This window comes from Sphingorhabdus sp., assembly GCF_046596595.1.
GTDB lineage: Bacteria > Pseudomonadota > Alphaproteobacteria > Sphingomonadales > Sphingomonadaceae > Sphingorhabdus_B.
Window position 1 is genome coordinate 78,011 of sequence record NZ_JBKJMB010000036.1, and the last position, 15,539, is coordinate 93,549.

11 protein-coding genes are annotated in these 15,539 nt (G+C 55.6%); 8 read left to right on the plus strand and 3 right to left on the minus strand.

Annotated features, from left to right (window positions below):
• The first annotated feature begins 21 nt into the window (after nt 1-21).
• From ACLL9E_RS03295 to ACLL9E_RS03310, 4 genes are all read left to right on the plus strand, one after another.
• Nucleotides 22-3,204 carry a TonB-dependent receptor gene (locus ACLL9E_RS03295; protein WP_411290313.1) on the plus strand — a complete coding sequence of 1,061 codons (3,183 nt, stop codon included), beginning with the start codon at nt 22-24 and terminating at the stop codon, nt 3,202-3,204.
• Nucleotides 3,205-3,290: 86 nt separating this feature from the next.
• A complete protein-coding gene (locus tag ACLL9E_RS03300) occupies nt 3,291-4,265 on the plus strand; it encodes a family 16 glycosylhydrolase (RefSeq protein WP_411290314.1) in 975 nt (324 codons plus the stop codon).
• Nucleotides 4,266-4,268: 3 nt separating this feature from the next.
• Nucleotides 4,269-5,330: a LacI family DNA-binding transcriptional regulator gene (locus ACLL9E_RS03305; protein WP_411290315.1), complete on the plus strand. Its 1,062-nt coding sequence runs from the start codon at nt 4,269-4,271 to the stop codon at nt 5,328-5,330.
• The gene (locus tag ACLL9E_RS03310) at nt 5,284-6,522 is read left to right on the plus strand and encodes an MFS transporter (RefSeq protein ID WP_411290316.1); all 1,239 of its coding nucleotides are present in this window, start codon (nt 5,284-5,286) and stop codon (nt 6,520-6,522) included. The genes ACLL9E_RS03305 and ACLL9E_RS03310 overlap by 47 nt, the downstream gene beginning before the upstream one ends.
• On the opposite strand, the gene ACLL9E_RS03315 is transcribed toward ACLL9E_RS03310, so the two are convergent.
• Both ACLL9E_RS03315 and ACLL9E_RS03320 read right to left on the minus strand, forming a co-directional pair.
• Nucleotides 6,519-7,796 carry a sugar MFS transporter gene (locus ACLL9E_RS03315; RefSeq protein WP_411290317.1) on the minus strand — a complete coding sequence of 426 codons (1,278 nt, stop codon included), beginning with the start codon at nt 7,794-7,796 and terminating at the stop codon, nt 6,519-6,521. The genes ACLL9E_RS03310 and ACLL9E_RS03315 overlap by 4 nt on opposite strands.
• Before the next feature lie 19 nt (nt 7,797-7,815).
• Complete coding sequence (locus ACLL9E_RS03320) at nt 7,816-10,254, minus strand: glycoside hydrolase family 3 N-terminal domain-containing protein (protein ID WP_411290395.1); 2,439 nt, start codon at nt 10,252-10,254, stop codon at nt 7,816-7,818.
• Nucleotides 10,255-10,462: 208 nt separating this feature from the next.
• On the opposite strand from ACLL9E_RS03320, the gene ACLL9E_RS03325 reads away from it, so the two are divergent.
• Nucleotides 10,463-11,362, plus strand: a complete 900-nt coding sequence (locus ACLL9E_RS03325; RefSeq protein WP_411290318.1) for a B12-binding domain-containing protein — start codon at nt 10,463-10,465, stop codon at nt 11,360-11,362.
• Between the two features lie 47 nt (nt 11,363-11,409).
• On the opposite strand, the gene ACLL9E_RS03330 is transcribed toward ACLL9E_RS03325, so the two are convergent.
• A complete protein-coding gene (locus ACLL9E_RS03330; protein WP_411290319.1) occupies nt 11,410-12,159 on the minus strand; it encodes a response regulator transcription factor in 750 nt (249 codons plus the stop codon).
• 184 nt (nt 12,160-12,343) lie between these two features.
• Between ACLL9E_RS03330 and ACLL9E_RS03335 the strand changes: the two genes are divergently transcribed.
• From ACLL9E_RS03335 to ACLL9E_RS03345, 3 genes are all read left to right on the plus strand, one after another.
• Nucleotides 12,344-14,311, plus strand: a complete 1,968-nt coding sequence (locus ACLL9E_RS03335) for an EAL domain-containing protein (RefSeq protein ID WP_411290320.1) — start codon at nt 12,344-12,346, stop codon at nt 14,309-14,311.
• Between the two features lie 2 nt (nt 14,312-14,313).
• A complete protein-coding gene (locus tag ACLL9E_RS03340) occupies nt 14,314-14,739 on the plus strand; it encodes a BLUF domain-containing protein (protein WP_411290321.1) in 426 nt (141 codons plus the stop codon).
• 309 nt (nt 14,740-15,048) lie between these two features.
• The gene (locus ACLL9E_RS03345) at nt 15,049-15,504 is read left to right on the plus strand and encodes an Ig-like domain-containing protein (protein WP_411290322.1); all 456 of its coding nucleotides are present in this window, start codon (nt 15,049-15,051) and stop codon (nt 15,502-15,504) included.
• Nucleotides 15,505-15,539: the final 35 nt, after the last annotated feature.

A 15,539-nucleotide genomic window follows, 5' to 3' on the forward strand; every position in this document is an offset into this window, starting at 1 on the left:
AATGGTATGAGGGAGGATAATTTGGCACGCAATTCTGTATTCGGGGCATCGCATTCGCAACGCCTTGTCGTCTTGACGACTGTTTCCGCTCTCGCATTATGCGCAACCCAGCCGGCTCTGGCCCAGACAACCGAGGACCCACCGGAAGCTGCCGAAACCGAAGACGCAATCATCGTCACGGGTTTCAAAAAATCGCTTGAGAGCGCACAGAATATAAAGCGCGACGCCGACACCTTTGTCGACGTGATTTCCGCCGAAGACATCGGCGCGCTTGCCGACAGGTCCGTTGCCGAAGCTTTGCAACGTGTGCCAGGCGTAAACATTTCCCGCTTTGAACAGCGCAACGACCCCGACCGTTTTTCTGTTGAAGGCTCGGGCGTCATCATCCGCGGCCTGCCTTTTGTGCGCTCTGAATTGAATGGCCGCGACATTTTCTCCGCCAATGGCGGACGCGAGTTGTCGTTCAACGATGTGTCGCCCGAGCTTCTTGGCCGAGTCGAAGTTTTCAAGAACAACACCGCCGACATGATTGACGGCGGGATTTCCGGCACGGTCAACCTTGTTACCCGCAAACCGCTCGATAAGCGTGGCTTCCATGTAGCGGGCACGGTCGAAGGTAACTACGGCGATCTTGCCAAGAAATGGTCGCCGGGTTTCTCGATCCTGGGATCGAACACCTTTGAAACAGACATTGGTACCTTTGGCATCCAGCTGGCTTATGCCCAGTCGGAGCTTGTGACCCGCACTGACGCGTCGCAGATTACTGATCCGTGTTACCGCGCACCTGCGTTGAATGCACCCTGTATCCGCGTTCGGCCAGTTGGCTCAGGCGGCTTTGGTGGCACCCAGACATTGAATGCCTCAAACTTCCCGCCAGCGGGCGCAGTATTCGTCCCCAAAGGCGCCGGCGTGCGAACAACAGATCTTACGCGTGATCGCAATGCCTATTCCGCGGTTGGTCAGTGGGAAAGCAATGACGGCCGCGCTCAGGTAACGCTCGAATATCTGCGTGCCGAAACCGAAGCCACGCTCAACGAATTCGCGATCTTGGCGCTGGTTAATGACGACGGGCTATTCCCGACGATTGCACCGGGGACGACCCCGACGTTCAACGGCAACCAGTTTGCAACGGGAACACTTACGCAGGTGCAGCCCTTTAACGGCGGACGTGGAATACCCACCGAACTGCTGCGGTTCCAGCGTGAAGACGCGGCGAAAACCGAGGATATCTCGCTTCAAATCAAGCTGACCCCCACGGATCGCTTGCGTTTCAATTTCGAGGTCCAAAAAATTAAGTCTGACCGGACCGAAGACGGCTTTATCTCTGCCATGCAGACATACACCGATGTTTCCATCGACAATACCGGCAGCACACCGTTGGTGCAGTTTCTTCAACCGGGCGCGACCACATCGCCTGCTGGCTATTTCAACGACCCTTCGCGCACCTTCTTCTGGTTCTTGCTTGATAACCAGGTTAAAAATGACGGTGAGCTCACCAGCATGCGCTTTGACGGCGAATATGACGTCAGCGAAGATAGCTTCTTTAAAAAAGCCCGTTTCGGCGCACGTTGGGGTGACCGCAACCGCGTCACCCGCAGTGCCAACTTTTCAAACTGGGGCAATCTGGGTGCGCCTTGGACTGGCCGTGGCGGCAACTGGAACTGCGGCGATTTCCAGGCCTTTGGTTGCGGCGGCGCATATGTGAAAGACTTCCCGAACTCGGCAAGTCTGCGCAATCCTTTTGGCGACAATTTCCAGCGCGGCAACGCGCCAGTACCATTGGGTGATGGCTCGGCCTTTTTCTTCGGAGGCGACAATGTTCTCAAGGATTATCTCAGCGGAGCAGTCCGTCAACAGGCGGGGGCGATCACCGCTTTCACCCTGACACCAAATGCCTGGTTCCCGATCTCGGCGCGTTCGAACGTGTTGCCTGGTGGTCCATGGACAGCAGGCGAAATTTCGAACGTCGATGAATCGACTTTTGCTGCCTATGGACGTGTCGACTTTGGCACTAATCTGAGTGACACGGTCTCAGTCACCGGCAATTTCGGTCTTCGCTACGTGCGCACCGGCGTGCAGAGCGGTGGTTCATTCAGTTTGCCATCACCAAATATCTTCGATGACAATGGCAATCGTGACGGCGTGGTGCAACTTGCCGAAGTGCAAGGATCGTGCGCATTCATCCTGCAGAATAACATTACCCCAGTGCCGGGCTATTGCGGTCTTTCTCCGGCCCGCCAAGCCGATTTTGCAAAGCTGTTCACGGGCGAAGTTATTCCTGACCCTGTGAATGTCAATTTCTCGCACTGGCTGCCGAGTTTCAATGCCCGGGTTGATTTTGGCAACGGCATGTTGGTGCGCGGTGCCGTCTCCAAAGGGATATCCAGACCCGACCTGTCCGCCTTTGCATCAGGCGGCGGTGCATTCGACAATACCAACAACCTGCGTGCTGGAGGGACATTGGCGACCGGCCCGTTGATTGGCATCCGAACCGGTAACCAGTTCCTGCGTCCGGTGGAAGCGTGGAACGTTGATTTGTCGTTCGAATGGTATTGGGACGATGTTGGCTCGCTTTCAGTGTCCGGTTTCTACAAAGACATGGAGAAAATTGTGAACAGCGGCGCGCTTGTGCGTCGTTTCAACACACCAGCAGGCATCAGCACAGACGTTCTTTTCGAAGCCCCCGTCAACAGCGATGGCGGCAAGTTGAAAGGTGTCGAAGTCGCCTACCAGCAGGCTTATGATTTCCTTCCGGGTTTGTTGAGCGGGCTTGGCTCGCAATTGACTTACACATACGTCGATGCTGGCGATTTCAACAATTCCTCGCTGGGATCTGAACAGAGTCCATTCGCCGGTGGGCTTCCTTTGGCCGGGGTATCCAAACATACGATCAACGCGGTAGCCTTTTATGAAAAGGGGCCGTTGTCGGCGCGTGTTGCCTACAACTGGCGGTCTGACTTCCTGCAGACGCCCCGTGACGTCATCTTCCCCTTCTCGCCCATTTATGGCGAGGCAACGGGTCAACTTGACGGATCGATTTTCGTCTCTGTGACCAAGCAACTTAAACTGGGCGTTCAGGGTGTAAACTTGCTGGATGAAGTGACGCAGACATCGCAGGTGATCGATTTTGACGGAACCCGCGCGACGCGCTCGGCCTTCCGCAATGACCGACGCTTCACCTTCCTGGCAAGGTTTGAATTCTAGCAAATACTATCGGAGTCGCAAAGAACGGGCCTTGGTCGCATGACTTGGGCCCGTTTTTCGTTCAAACAGCGTCTGAGGAGAAATGCATGTTGTCCCGAATGATGTCACTATTTGCCCTAGCCGCATTGTCCGGCTGCGCTTCAACCGCGGCTATCTCAAAACCGGCACAGACCGGCTGGAGCCTTGTCTGGTCGGATGAATTTAATGGCACGCGTCTGGATCGCAACAAGTGGAAGCCCGAGGAGTCCTGCTGGGGCGGGGGCAATCAAGAACGCCAATGCTACACCGACAGATCGCAGAATATTCGCGTCGCTGATGGCAGTCTCCATTTAATGGCGCGCAAGGAAAAATTCACCGGCCCCGACCGGCCGCCCGAGATTGCAAACAACCCCAATCGCAAAAAAACTCAGGAATATACCTCAGGCAAAATCCGAACTTTGGGCATTTCCAGTTGGAAATATGGTAAGATAGAATTTCGCGCAAAGCCACCCAAGGGGCAAGGCACATGGCCGGCTGTCTGGATGATGCCGGCCAACAATTTCTACGGTGGATGGCCACGCTCGGGTGAAATCGACATTTTGGAAGGCGTGAACCTTGGTGCGACTTGCGACACCTGTAAAGGCGGCGTCGGCGAAAACCGGATGATCAGCGCGCTGCATTTTGGGGATTATGCGCCAAAGAACAAAATTCACGACACCCGCGTTGCTTTGCCGTCGAACGCCTTATTTTCAGACGATTTTCATGTCTGGACGCTCGAATGGGGCGAGGGCGTGATGCGTTTTTCCATCGATGGACGTCAATATTGGGAGCGCACGGCAGCCGATTGGGAAACTGCGTCGCCGTTGGCGAAATCAAATCCCGTTGCGCCGTTTGACCAGCCCTTCTACATAATGGCCAATCTTGCCATTGGTGGTGGCCTGTCGGAAAAGAATAATGACAAAGGCGTCGCCGACAACGTGACGCCGGCGGCATTTTTGATCGACTGGATCCGTATCTATCAATGCAGCGAAGATAAGGAAAAGGGACTGGCCTGCATGCAGGGCGTCAAAGAAGGCAAATAACCTATGGCGAGACGCCGCCAGGCAGTGACAATCAAACATGTGGCAGCCGATGCAGGGGTATCCCTGCAGACGGTAAGCCGCGTTATCAACAATGAGCCCAATGTCCGGCCAGCGATGCAAGCGCGGGTGCAGGCATCGATTGACAAGCTTGGCTATGTCCCCTCGATCGCGGCGCAGCGGATGAGCGGTTCGCGTTCTTACCTGATCCTCGCGATCAATGACCGTGAACGCACCATCGCCGATTGGCAAACGCGTCAGGGGTCGGACTGGGTCGATCAAATGTTGTTGGGCGGCATGTTGAAATGTGCCGAATATGGTTATCGCATGATCTTTGAGCTTGTCGACACGCACAATGACCATGTCGAGCGCGAATTGGGCGCGACAATTGCGGCGCTTCAACCCGATGGCGTGATACTTACCCCTCCGCATTCCGAAAACCCGCTGATTACAGGGTTTCTGGCGAAGCAAAAGATACCGTTTGCCCGTATCGGTTCGATTACACCAGGCCCCGGTGTGGCGATGACGATGGATGATGAGGGGTCAGCGCGCCGCGCGACGGAGCATCTGATAGCACTTGGCCATCGCCGCATTGGATTTATCGCAGGTTCGGACGAATATGACCTGTCCAACTGGCGCATCAATGGTTGGCGCGAAGCCATGGAAGCGGCGGGATTGTCGCCAGATGAATTGTGTACAAGAGGTGACTTCAGTTATCAAAGCGGCGTGACGGCGGCGAACCTGCTGCTTGACGGGAAGACCCCGCCAACGGCCATTATCGCGAGCAATGACCAGATGACCCTTGCGGCATTGGATACTGCAATCCAGCGCGGGTTAAAGGTGCCGGACGACTTGTCGCTGATAAGTTTCGACAACACGCCCGTAGTGCGCTTCACTGTCCCTCAGCTTACAGCGGTTGATCAGCCGATTGCAGCAACCTTTTCAAAAGCGGTTGAACTGCTCATCGTGAATGGCGACGATATGGTGCATGATCAGCCAGTAGTTACCGAGGGTCGTCTCATTGAACGACATAGCACAAAACGGCCACGCGGTAGTGCCGGGCATTAAATCGGCCGCATCTGGCCGGCAATCGCCGCGATTCATGTATTTATACGCGCTGGCGGTATCAGGTGGCGCGGTTGCCTATATCCCTTTTCTCACCATCCTGTTGCCGGTCCGCGCAACGGCACTTGCCGGTGACGGTGCGCTCAATTTATTGGCTATCGCTGCCTTTGCAGGTGCCATCGCCGCAAGCATAGCCAACATTTGTTTTGGATGGGCAAGCGATATCACTGGCACGCGCCGACCATATATGTGCGCTGGCTTAATCCTGTCGACGGGGTTGCTGTTGGCCATACCGCTGGCAACGTCTGCGGCAATGTTGATCGCGATGATCGTTCTTTGGCAGGTCGGGCTCAACATGATGCTCGCCCCGATGGCCGCATTAGCGGGCGATAGCATACCCGATAGCCAAAAGGGTATGCTGGGTGGCCTGCTGGCGCTTGCGCCTGCTTTGGGGGCTTTATCAGGCGCTCTGGTAACGCTGGACGGCGTCACGCCCTTCAAGGACCGCGAAACGTTGGTCGCTTTAATCGTAGTGCTTTTGGTTTTGCCGTTGTTGCTTATGGGAAAACCAGTGCCCATGCCGCATTTGGTGGGACACAACATCGCGGAACCGGAAAGTAGTCTGGTGCCGCGATCGGCCACATTGCGGATGTGGTTCGCGCGATTGCTTGTCCAGATCGCCGAGGCGTCGTTGTTTGCGTTTCTGCTTTTATGGTTCCGCAGCCTTGATAGCGACTTTCGCGCCAATGACGCGGCAAGCATCTTTGCCCTCGTCTTGGGGCTGGCGGTTTTTCTGGCGCTTATGATTGGCCGTTGGTCGGACCGGGCAAACCGCCCCATTCTCCCACTTGTTTATGGTTCTGGATTTGCCGCAGGCGGGCTTCTTATCATGGCCTTTGCGCCAAGCCTGCCTATCGCCATTGCAGGCTATGTCACCTTCGGACTTGCGAGCAGCATCTTTCTGGCGCTGCATTCCAGCCAGACCCTTCGCGTCCTTCCCCGCAACCATACGCGCGGCCGCGATCTTGGCATCTTTAACCTTACCAACACATTCCCGTCGCTGATCATGCCATGGCTGACGCTTGCGCTGGTCCCCAATTATGGCTTCTCCGCACTGTTCGTGCTGTTGGCGGGGCTTGCAACAGGTGGTTGCCTGTTGCTGTTAACACTGCCCCGCCGCGTTACAGAAATTTAAGCTGGCCGCCGCGCATAAAAGCCAAATCCGGCGATGACAGCATAGCATGCCATCGGAAGCATGAACGCAATGGCCAGGCTTGAGGTTGCGTCCGCGATTATGCCGGTAAGCAGCGGGATGACCGCACCGCCGACAATGGCGACATTGATGATCCCAGAGCCGTCGGCAGCGCGCGAACCGAGTTTTTCGCACGCCAGCGTGAATATGGTGGGAAACATAATCGCGTTCGCCAAACCTACCGCAAGCAGCGCGTAGCCCGAAACGTCGCCGGTGGTCTGAGTGGAGATGATCAACAAAGTAATGGCAGCAATCGAAACGCTCGCCAGCACTTTACCCGGACTTAAAATGCGCAACACCGCGGACCCGATAAACCGGCCGACCATCGCCCCGCCCCAGTAAAGACCAATCAGCTTACCCGCATCCTGTTCCTGCAAAGCCATGACATGGTCCTGCATCAGGTAACTGACAATGAGCGACCCGATGGCAACTTCCGCGCCTACGTATAGAAATATGCAGAGCGCGCCAAAACCGAAACGCGGACGACTAAGCAGGTCAAGCCCGGCCAAGCCTTCGCTCGCTTCATGCTTTTCCCCTTTGAGGGCATTACGGAACATCCAGACGACGGCTGCGACAATCGCAAGCGCAACGGCAATCCCCAGATAGCCGTTCACGATCGCCTGGCTTTCGGCGGTGCGATATGCGTCCAGTTCAACGCCGGACAGTTGGTCTGCAGTAACGGTTGCCAGACTGCCAAGAATTAAAATCGAGCCGACAATCGGAAAGACGGTGGTGCCAAGCGAATTGAACGCTTGCGCAAATGTCAGACGGCTATGCGCCGTGGCGGGTTTGCCGAGCATAGAAATCAGCGGGTTAGAAACCACCTGCACGATCACCACGCCGCTTGCCAGAACGAATAATGCCAGCAGGAATACGCCATAGGTCGCTGTCTGGCTGGCGGGAATGAACAACAGGCACCCTGCCATCATCGTCAACAGCCCGGCAACCGCGCCGCGCATATAGCCGATTTTCTTGACAAGCCGCGCGCCGGGAATGCCGATGACGGCGTAAGCCGCAAAGAAGCAAAACTGCACGAGCATGGCTTGCGTGTAATTAAGCGTAAACAGCTCTTTCAATTTCGGGATGATGACATCATTCAGGCTGGTGATGCCGCCAAAGATGAAGAACAGGCCCATCACGAACAGTTGCAACTGCGGTGCGTCGATATGGGTATCGCCAGTGTCTGCGGACACAGCCCCGCCGGGTGCCAAAGCCATCTTCTCTCTCCCTCTTTTTTTAGCGTCCTTTGCCTGGGCAGGGAGCGCTTTCGTTTGTCATTTCGATATGAACGTTGCGGATAGTCGCAACAAGGCCTTTTGCCGCCTGCATACGTATGGGTGAGCCGACTGCGTCGAATTTCGCGCCTGCTTCGGCAAAGCAGCGCAGCGGAATACGGGTTTGTGTGGCTGATCCGATTGGTAATCCGCGCATGGTTTTTTGCAGATCAAGCGCCGCGCCATTGAACGAAAGCAAGACTGGCCCGGTGGCGCGCTGGTCGATCCGCCAGTCAATCAGCAAGGCCCAGCCTTCCATCACCTGCTTGCTGAGGTCAACCGCGGGTCCGTTGACGACAAATGCACCGTCGGCGTTCCAGGTGAATTGCCGCGCATCCTCCTGTGCCGATATATCGACCGCGCGCGAGCTGATCGCGCCGTCCATCTGCAAATTCCAAGGCGCCGGAACTTTACCGCGCAACATATAATGGGTTGCGATGGTCAGCGTCGACAGGTCAACGCGCGGGTCTTCGTTGACGGCGGCAAGCGGTGCTGACTGGGCGTAATTGAGGCCATAGCCCAACGGAAACAAGGGCGCAGATACAGGCGACCGTGCGTCAGCCGGCCAGGCAAAGGACAGCCGCCCCGTAAAATCACGTGCGGGCTTTCCATTGCGGCCAGCAACCAGCACATCGGCAACACCGCGCCCTTGCGTGCCCGGCAACCAGGCTGCGACAAAAGCATCGGCTTGATTGATGATTTTGCCGGTAAACATTGGCCTGCCCGACAGAAACACGACCACGACCGGAATGCCTTGCGCCTTGAAACGCGCGATCATCTCTTCTTCCGCGGGTTGAGGACGGAATGCGAGGTTTGGAACATCGCCTTCAAACTCGGCATAGGGCTTTTCGCCCATGACGACGACGGCCACGTCGGGCTTCGCTTCCGATATACCGTCTGCTGAAATCGTAGCAGCACCGCCGCTTGCCTTTACCGCTTCGGAAATCGCACGCCCGATGGTCTGTCCATTGGGAAAGTCTGCTGCCGTTGTGTCCGTACCCTGCCAGCTTATCGTCCAGCCACCAGCCTGCATCGCCATATTGTCTGCGCCAGAGCCTGCTACCAAAACCTTGGCACCATTGCGGATAGGCAAAACACCACCGTTATTTTTGAGCAATACCAGAGATTTTGAAACCGCCTCGCGCGCCAGATCCAGATGCTCTTGCTTGCCCACCAACGAAGTCTGTCCGCGCATGGTGGGCGCATCATCCATCAGGCCCAATTTATACTTCACACGCAAGATGCGTCGCACCGCATCATCAAGACGCGCCTGTGGGATTCTGCCATCGCGTGCTGCCGCCAATGTTGAGGCAAAAAGCCCCTTCCAGCTGTCGGGTGCCATGAACAGGTCAAGCCCGGCATTAATCGCCGCAGCGCAATCAGTCGCCGAACAGCCCGCGACCTGGCCATGACCGTTCCAATCGCCAACGACCAATCCAGCAAAGCCCATTCGCTTTTTCAAGACATCCGTCAAAAGCGAAGCATTGCCATGGTGCTTCACGCCATTCCAGCTGGAGAAGCTGGCCATTACGGTCAACGCGCCAGCACTAATCGATGCGGGATAGCCCGACGCGTGTTTAGCGACCAGCTCGACCTCGCTTATTTGCGCGTCGCCTTGGTCGCGCCCATCCATCGTTCCACCATCTGCCAGAAAATGTTTTGCTGTGGCTGCCACATGCGTTGCCTCCAATGGCGCACCTGCCACCAGCTGACCTTGCAGGCCAATTGTCATCGCGCGGGCATATTCGGCAATCAACGCCGGGTCCGACGAATAGCCTTCATATGTGCGGCCCCAGCGCAGGTCCTGGGGCACCGCAAGCGTCGGTGCGAAAGTCCATTCAATCCCGCTGCCGGAAATTTCGGCTGCGGTGGCCTTACCAATACGTTGGATGAGGTCAGCATCATGGGCAGCGCCCAGCCCGATGTTATGCGGAAAGATCGTAGCTTGTGGCAGGTTCGAATGCCCATGTACCGCGTCAACGCCAAATAATATGGGGACGCCGGCACCTGACTTTCGGGAGGCATCGCGAAATGCGTTGACCATTTGCGCCCATTTGGCGGCGCTCGCGCGTTCATCCCCATATGGCCCTGAGTTGCCACCGGCCAAGATGGAACCGAGCGGATAACGCGCAAGGTCCTCGGGTTTGATGGCGCTAATATCTGCCTGAATAAGCTGGCCGACCTTTTGCTCCAGCGTCATCGTTAAAAGGCGCGCCGTAATTGCGTTTTCGGTCTTTTGGTCAGTAATGGCAGACGGACTTGCAGCACCCGGCCAGTTGTCGGGATTTGCCGTGGCCTGCGCAGGTGCCGTTGCCGAAATGGCACTTTGCGGTGGCGTCAACGCCGGAACGCATCCTGCAGTCGCGAAGGCAAGCAGCGCCATCGATCCCTTAAACCGCATCAAATCCACTCCGATAGCCATATTGTGAACGTTATCATGAATTGATGACAGCAACCTTGAGTAAAATCAAGCGGCTTCGCGGCAGCGGTGGGAAATTGGGGATTAAAAGATTATGAAAATAGCCGATTATCCTATCGACTCTCGCTCAATGTTCTGCTGTTATGCTTCGATAATAAAAAAACAGCACATCGTCGGGGGAGAGAGCGATATGGGCCAAATTGGAAATGCGGTAGCGTCACCGGTTTTTGACCGGCAAACTCTTCGTCATTTCGAAAAGCATTTTATCTCAGCCGAAATTCAACAGCGACCGGACGTCAGTGTACGTCAATTTGACCTGGCCCGCGTTATTTCGAACGAGATTATCCCTCGATTGCTGCGTCTACATCGTGAGGTTGTGCCAAATGCACCACCAGTTGACGATGTAATTGACGCATTGCGCCCAAGCAGTAACGAAATTGACGCGCTTGCGCACATTGTTCTGGGTGATGATTTGGAAGCTGCCGCGACGTATATCACGATCATGCGCGACCGCGGTCTTTCCATGGAAACACTTTATGTCGAACTGCTGGAACCGACGGCACGCCATTTGGGGGAAATGTGGGATAAAGACGAGTGTGATTTCATTGACGTCACTATTGGCGTCGGGCGGCTGCAAAAATTGCTCGCCATCTTCAACGACACCTATACCCTGCCCCAATTGGGAACGCGACGCCGCGTATTAATGGCGACAACGCCAGGTAACCAGCATAGCTTTGGCGCATCGATGATCGAAAAGCTTCTATCCGCAGCCGGTTGGGATGTGGAAACTGAATATTCAGGTGAAGCCGATGAAATCGTTAAGATGGTGCAGCGGAACTGGTTCGCTGTGATTGGTCTCACCGCAGGGTCCGATGGCCAGCTTCCCGCACTCAAATCCATCGTACCGCTTATTCGCAAAAAGTCGCAGAACAAGGACATCGGGATCATGGTCGGCGGCCCCATGTTTACACAAGACCCGTCATTGGCGGTCACAATGGGCGCGGATGCGACTGCACCCAATGCACCCGCTGCCGTTCTGGCCGCGCAAAAGCTGTTTGATGTTGGCGCACAAAAATGGCGGGTGGCGTAATCGAAACTCAGCGCTTGGTGGCCCCTGAGGCCGTTTACGGACGCTTCCTAAGCATATTGCGTATGATATTGCGGGATAGTGGACATATCGGGTTCAATCGCGCTCGCCAAACGAATGACTTCAGCGATGCTTTTCACCTGCAGTTTGGCCAAAGCATTCGCGCGGTGCATTTCCACCGTCCGCACGCTTAAATCAAGAACATGCGCGGCCGTCTTGTTTGGCATGCCACGCATCAGGACATTGATTACGTCGGCTTCGCGTGGGCTTAATAAGGCAAACGCAGCCCGTGCAGCATTGCCTGCAGCAACCCTGTCATTTACGTGCGCCAAATGCGCAAAGGCAGCTCGCAAGGACAGGTCCAGCGCTTCATACCCAAAGGGCTTTTCAAGAAATTCAATAGCACCAAGTTTGATCGCTTGGACCGCCACCTTGATGTCACCGTGCGCACTCATAACTATAATCGGCCATTTGACACCGCGCTCACGCATCACAGTCATAAGTTCAAGGCCGCCCATTGCGGGCATGCGAATGTCGAGTAAGACAGGTCCAGGTTCCAGGCCGGCAAAGTTGTCGAGAAAATCCTGAGCGGACGCAAATGGCCAGCTTTTCAGCCCTATCGTTGCCAGCAGAAAATGGAGCGAGCGACGCACATCGCTCTCGTCGTCGATGACATATACCGGCGGGCTAGACTTTGCCGGGTGCACTGGGGCCGGCTGCACTGGGCCCGGGTGCGCTGGGGCCGGCTGCGCAATTCTGGTGTCGGTAACGGGTGATTGGAACACGGTCGTATCCCCCAAGTTATATGTCCCACCGCGGTGGCACTACTGGAGCGACAGCAACAGTAACATGGCGTTTCCTCCCCGCGCTGTAACGCCGTGTTACGTGCTGGCTTAAATGGTTAAGAATTTATTAACGCGCTTCCCGCACTTTCCCGATCTCGCGTATAGCCCCCGGTTCGTTACAGCCTTAAGGTTCAGGAAAATGACGGGCGCGAAAACTGTGACTATGCTGTGCGGAATCGACGAATTTAATCTGCCTAATTTGTCCGCTGCCGAACGCGCGGCCGAGGTCGCAAAGAGGTGCGAAAGCATCAACCGCTACGATATACTGGACACACCGACCGAGCCGGAATTCGACGAAATTGCTGGTCTTGCAGCCGCGGTCTGCGGAACGGCGTTCGCCGCGATTACTTTCTTATGCGAAGACCGGCAATGGTTTAAATCGGATGTCGGGTTAGGCATCAACCAAACCCCGATCTCTGATTCGTTTTGCGCCTATGCGATAACGCAGCCAGACGTCTTCATAGTTACCGATGCAAGCCGGCATCCCTTATTTGCCGCCAACCCCTTTGTCACCGGAGCCCCCGGACTGCGCTTTTACGCAGGTATGCCATTGCAGGCTGCGGACGGCACGCCAATTGCGACATTATGTGTACTTGATCCAGTGGCACGGCCAGCAGGTCTTACCGAAGTCCAGCAGCTGACATTGCGCGTGCTTGCCCGGCAAGTGGAGGCCCAACTGGAATTGCGCCGTTCGATAAAGGAACGGGACACCCGTGCAGCGGAACAACGGACCGCAGCAACAGCGTTGCAGTGGATCGCCACCCACGATTCACTGACTCATCTTGGCAACCGAACCTTATTTCATAGCCAGTTGGCGACCGCTTTGGTCAACGCCGAACGCGACGGCTCGGGCGTTGCCGTTATTTTGATCGATGTGGATCATTTCAAACAAATCAACGATTCCTTGGGCCATGACGCTGGTGACGCCGTTCTATGCAGCTTTGCCTCGCGGCTGCGCGATGTGGTGCGTGAGGGCGATACTGTGGCACGGCTGGGCGGCGATGAATTTGGTATCGTATTGACCTCGGTCAAAGCCCGCAAGCACCTGGCGACAATCGTTGAGTCGCTGAATATGCGCTTGCGTGAAAAGCTTGAACATAACGGCCGGTTGATCGAATGTCGCGCAAGCATTGGCGTTGCTGTCTATGGCGAACATGCCAAAACGGCCGAAGGTTTAATCAAATGCGGCGATCTGGCCTTGGGTGTCGCCAAGGCAAAGCGCGGTTGTGCGGTTGATTTCCATCCGGATATGGAAACCGCATTCGAGCGCGAAATCAACATGACGGCACTCGCCCGCACAGCAATCGCCGAGGACCGGGTATTCCCTTATTACCAGCCAAAAGTCGACTTACTAACGGGCGAACTTACCGGGTTTGAAGCGCTGCTGCGATGGGATCAGGCGAGCGGCCGCTTGGGTATGCCGCATATGATTGCCCCTGCGTTTCTGGATACCGAACTTGCGCTCGTCATTGGCAACCGGATGATGAACCTCGTGCTCGACGACATGCAGAAATGGGTCGCTGCGGGTTTGCAATTTAGTCAAGTTGCGTTGAATACCTGTGCGGGCGATTTTGCCGCCAATGATTTTGCCGAACGGTTGCTTGCTGCAATGAAGGTAAGGGGACTCTCCCCAAGCCTTATCGAAGTTGAAGTAACCGAAAGCGTTTTTCTTGATCGCGGCAGCCATTATGTTTTGCGCGCCCTCACAACGCTGGCGAAACGTGGGGTTCGCATCGCTCTGGATGATTTTGGTACAGGCTTCGCATCGCTGACTCACCTGAAGAAATTTCCCGTGCATGTTTTGAAAATCGACCAGACATTCGTATCAGGGCTTGGCAAAAGTTCGGACGATGCCGCAATTGTCCGCGCGCTTATCGGGCTTGGCTCCAGCCTCGGGATCGAAACTGTGGCAGAAGGTATCGAGACACATGAGCAGGCTGCATTTGTCAGATCCTGCGGCTGCACCGTGGGTCAGGGCTATCTTTATGGCATGGCCCGACCAGCCTCGGATATTCCTGACTTGGTAAGTTGCATGACGCGCAGCGCAAATATCATTCCCTTTAAGCGCGCCCGCCGAAACGGTGTTCCCGGGTCAAAATTGCAATAAATATGCGGCTGGAACGCATCATATATGTCAGCGAATGTCGGATTGATGTTGCAGATATAAAGGCAGCGATGGCAAAGCTCGTGAACGATGCCCGCTCACGAAATGCGAAATTGGCGGTTTCGGGTGCGCTTTTATTTACGGGCACCCATTTTGCGCAAATTCTTGAAGGGCCGCCGAGCTCACTTGCGCAGATCATGTCGGCTCTTCGACAAGACCCGCGGCATGACAATATCTTCATTGCGGCGCGCCATTCTATTTCCACACGGATATTCTCCGGTTGGCACATGGCCTATCATGGTCCGTCCCAATATGTTGCGCGGCATGTCAAACGGCTGTTGCCAAATGGCTCGGACGCCGATCAAAGACGCGGCACCGAGCGCTTTACGCAACTGGTCATAGAATTTCTGGCCGCGCCGCGTGCGGCATAGCTAATTGACGGCGTTCACACGCGCGCTCACACTTTCAAATCGTATTCGTTAACATGCAACGATGTGCATTAATTATATGCCGTTCGGTCTTGGCCCTATGAAAAACAATGATATTTTTTACTCATACCGTATTTTTGCGGGGTGTGCTGGCACGCAGGTGTTAACATTTTGGGGGTTATCTGGACTTGTTGGCGGTCTGGTCCCTGCCGACCGGCGGCGGGCCCCACACCCGCCGCCACTCCAGTTTTTCAACTTCCAGAGATCGCGCGCACGGCGTGCTGCGGTCGGTCAAAAGAAAGACGTTGCGCGATGAAGCAGAATATTTCCTCTCTCATAGCCGCGACCACCCGGTTTCCTCGGGCGCATGGGCGGGCGCAAATAGTAAAGGCTATGGCGCTCGCAACGTTCGCAACATGCTTGCCAGCCTATGGCCAAGTGCCGCACGTTGCGCAAACGTCGCCTAGCGGCTCCGCGAAGGATTCATCAGTCACCCTGAATACACCGCCTGTGGCCAGGGTCGATTATGTCGATCTTTCCAATGCGTCGAAGGCGTTCAACGTGCTGGCTAACGACCACGATGCGGACAATGACGCGCTGACGGTCATCGGGGCATCTGCCAAACATGGTACCGTCGCATTTACCACAGACGGTTTGGTCGCTTATGCCGCCAATCCAACGGAGCGCCGATCGGACGAGATCATTTATGTTCTCGCTGATAACAAGGGTGGGATGGCGAAGGGCAAAGTCATTGTCGCTTCGAAATGATTATGAGCAAATTGAGCGATACTTTGGGAGGGGAC

What these genes read in the sequence shown, in the direction of transcription:
- ACLL9E_RS03305 (WP_411290315.1), top strand. Translation starts at nt 4,269, where the DNA reads ATGGCGAGACGCCGCCAGGCAGTGACAATCAAACATGTGGCAGCCGAT.
- ACLL9E_RS03335 (WP_411290320.1), top strand. Translation starts at nt 12,344, where the DNA reads ATGACGGGCGCGAAAACTGTGACTATGCTGTGCGGAATCGACGAATTT.
- ACLL9E_RS03315 (WP_411290317.1), bottom strand. Translation starts at nt 7,796, where the DNA reads ATGGCTTTGGCACCCGGCGGGGCTGTGTCCGCAGACACTGGCGATACC.
- ACLL9E_RS03345 (WP_411290322.1), top strand. Translation starts at nt 15,049, where the DNA reads ATGAAGCAGAATATTTCCTCTCTCATAGCCGCGACCACCCGGTTTCCT.
- ACLL9E_RS03325 (WP_411290318.1), top strand. Translation starts at nt 10,463, where the DNA reads ATGGGCCAAATTGGAAATGCGGTAGCGTCACCGGTTTTTGACCGGCAA.
- ACLL9E_RS03300 (WP_411290314.1), top strand. Translation starts at nt 3,291, where the DNA reads ATGTTGTCCCGAATGATGTCACTATTTGCCCTAGCCGCATTGTCCGGC.
- ACLL9E_RS03320 (WP_411290395.1), bottom strand. Translation starts at nt 10,254, where the DNA reads ATGCGGTTTAAGGGATCGATGGCGCTGCTTGCCTTCGCGACTGCAGGA.
- ACLL9E_RS03340 (WP_411290321.1), top strand. Translation starts at nt 14,314, where the DNA reads ATGCGGCTGGAACGCATCATATATGTCAGCGAATGTCGGATTGATGTT.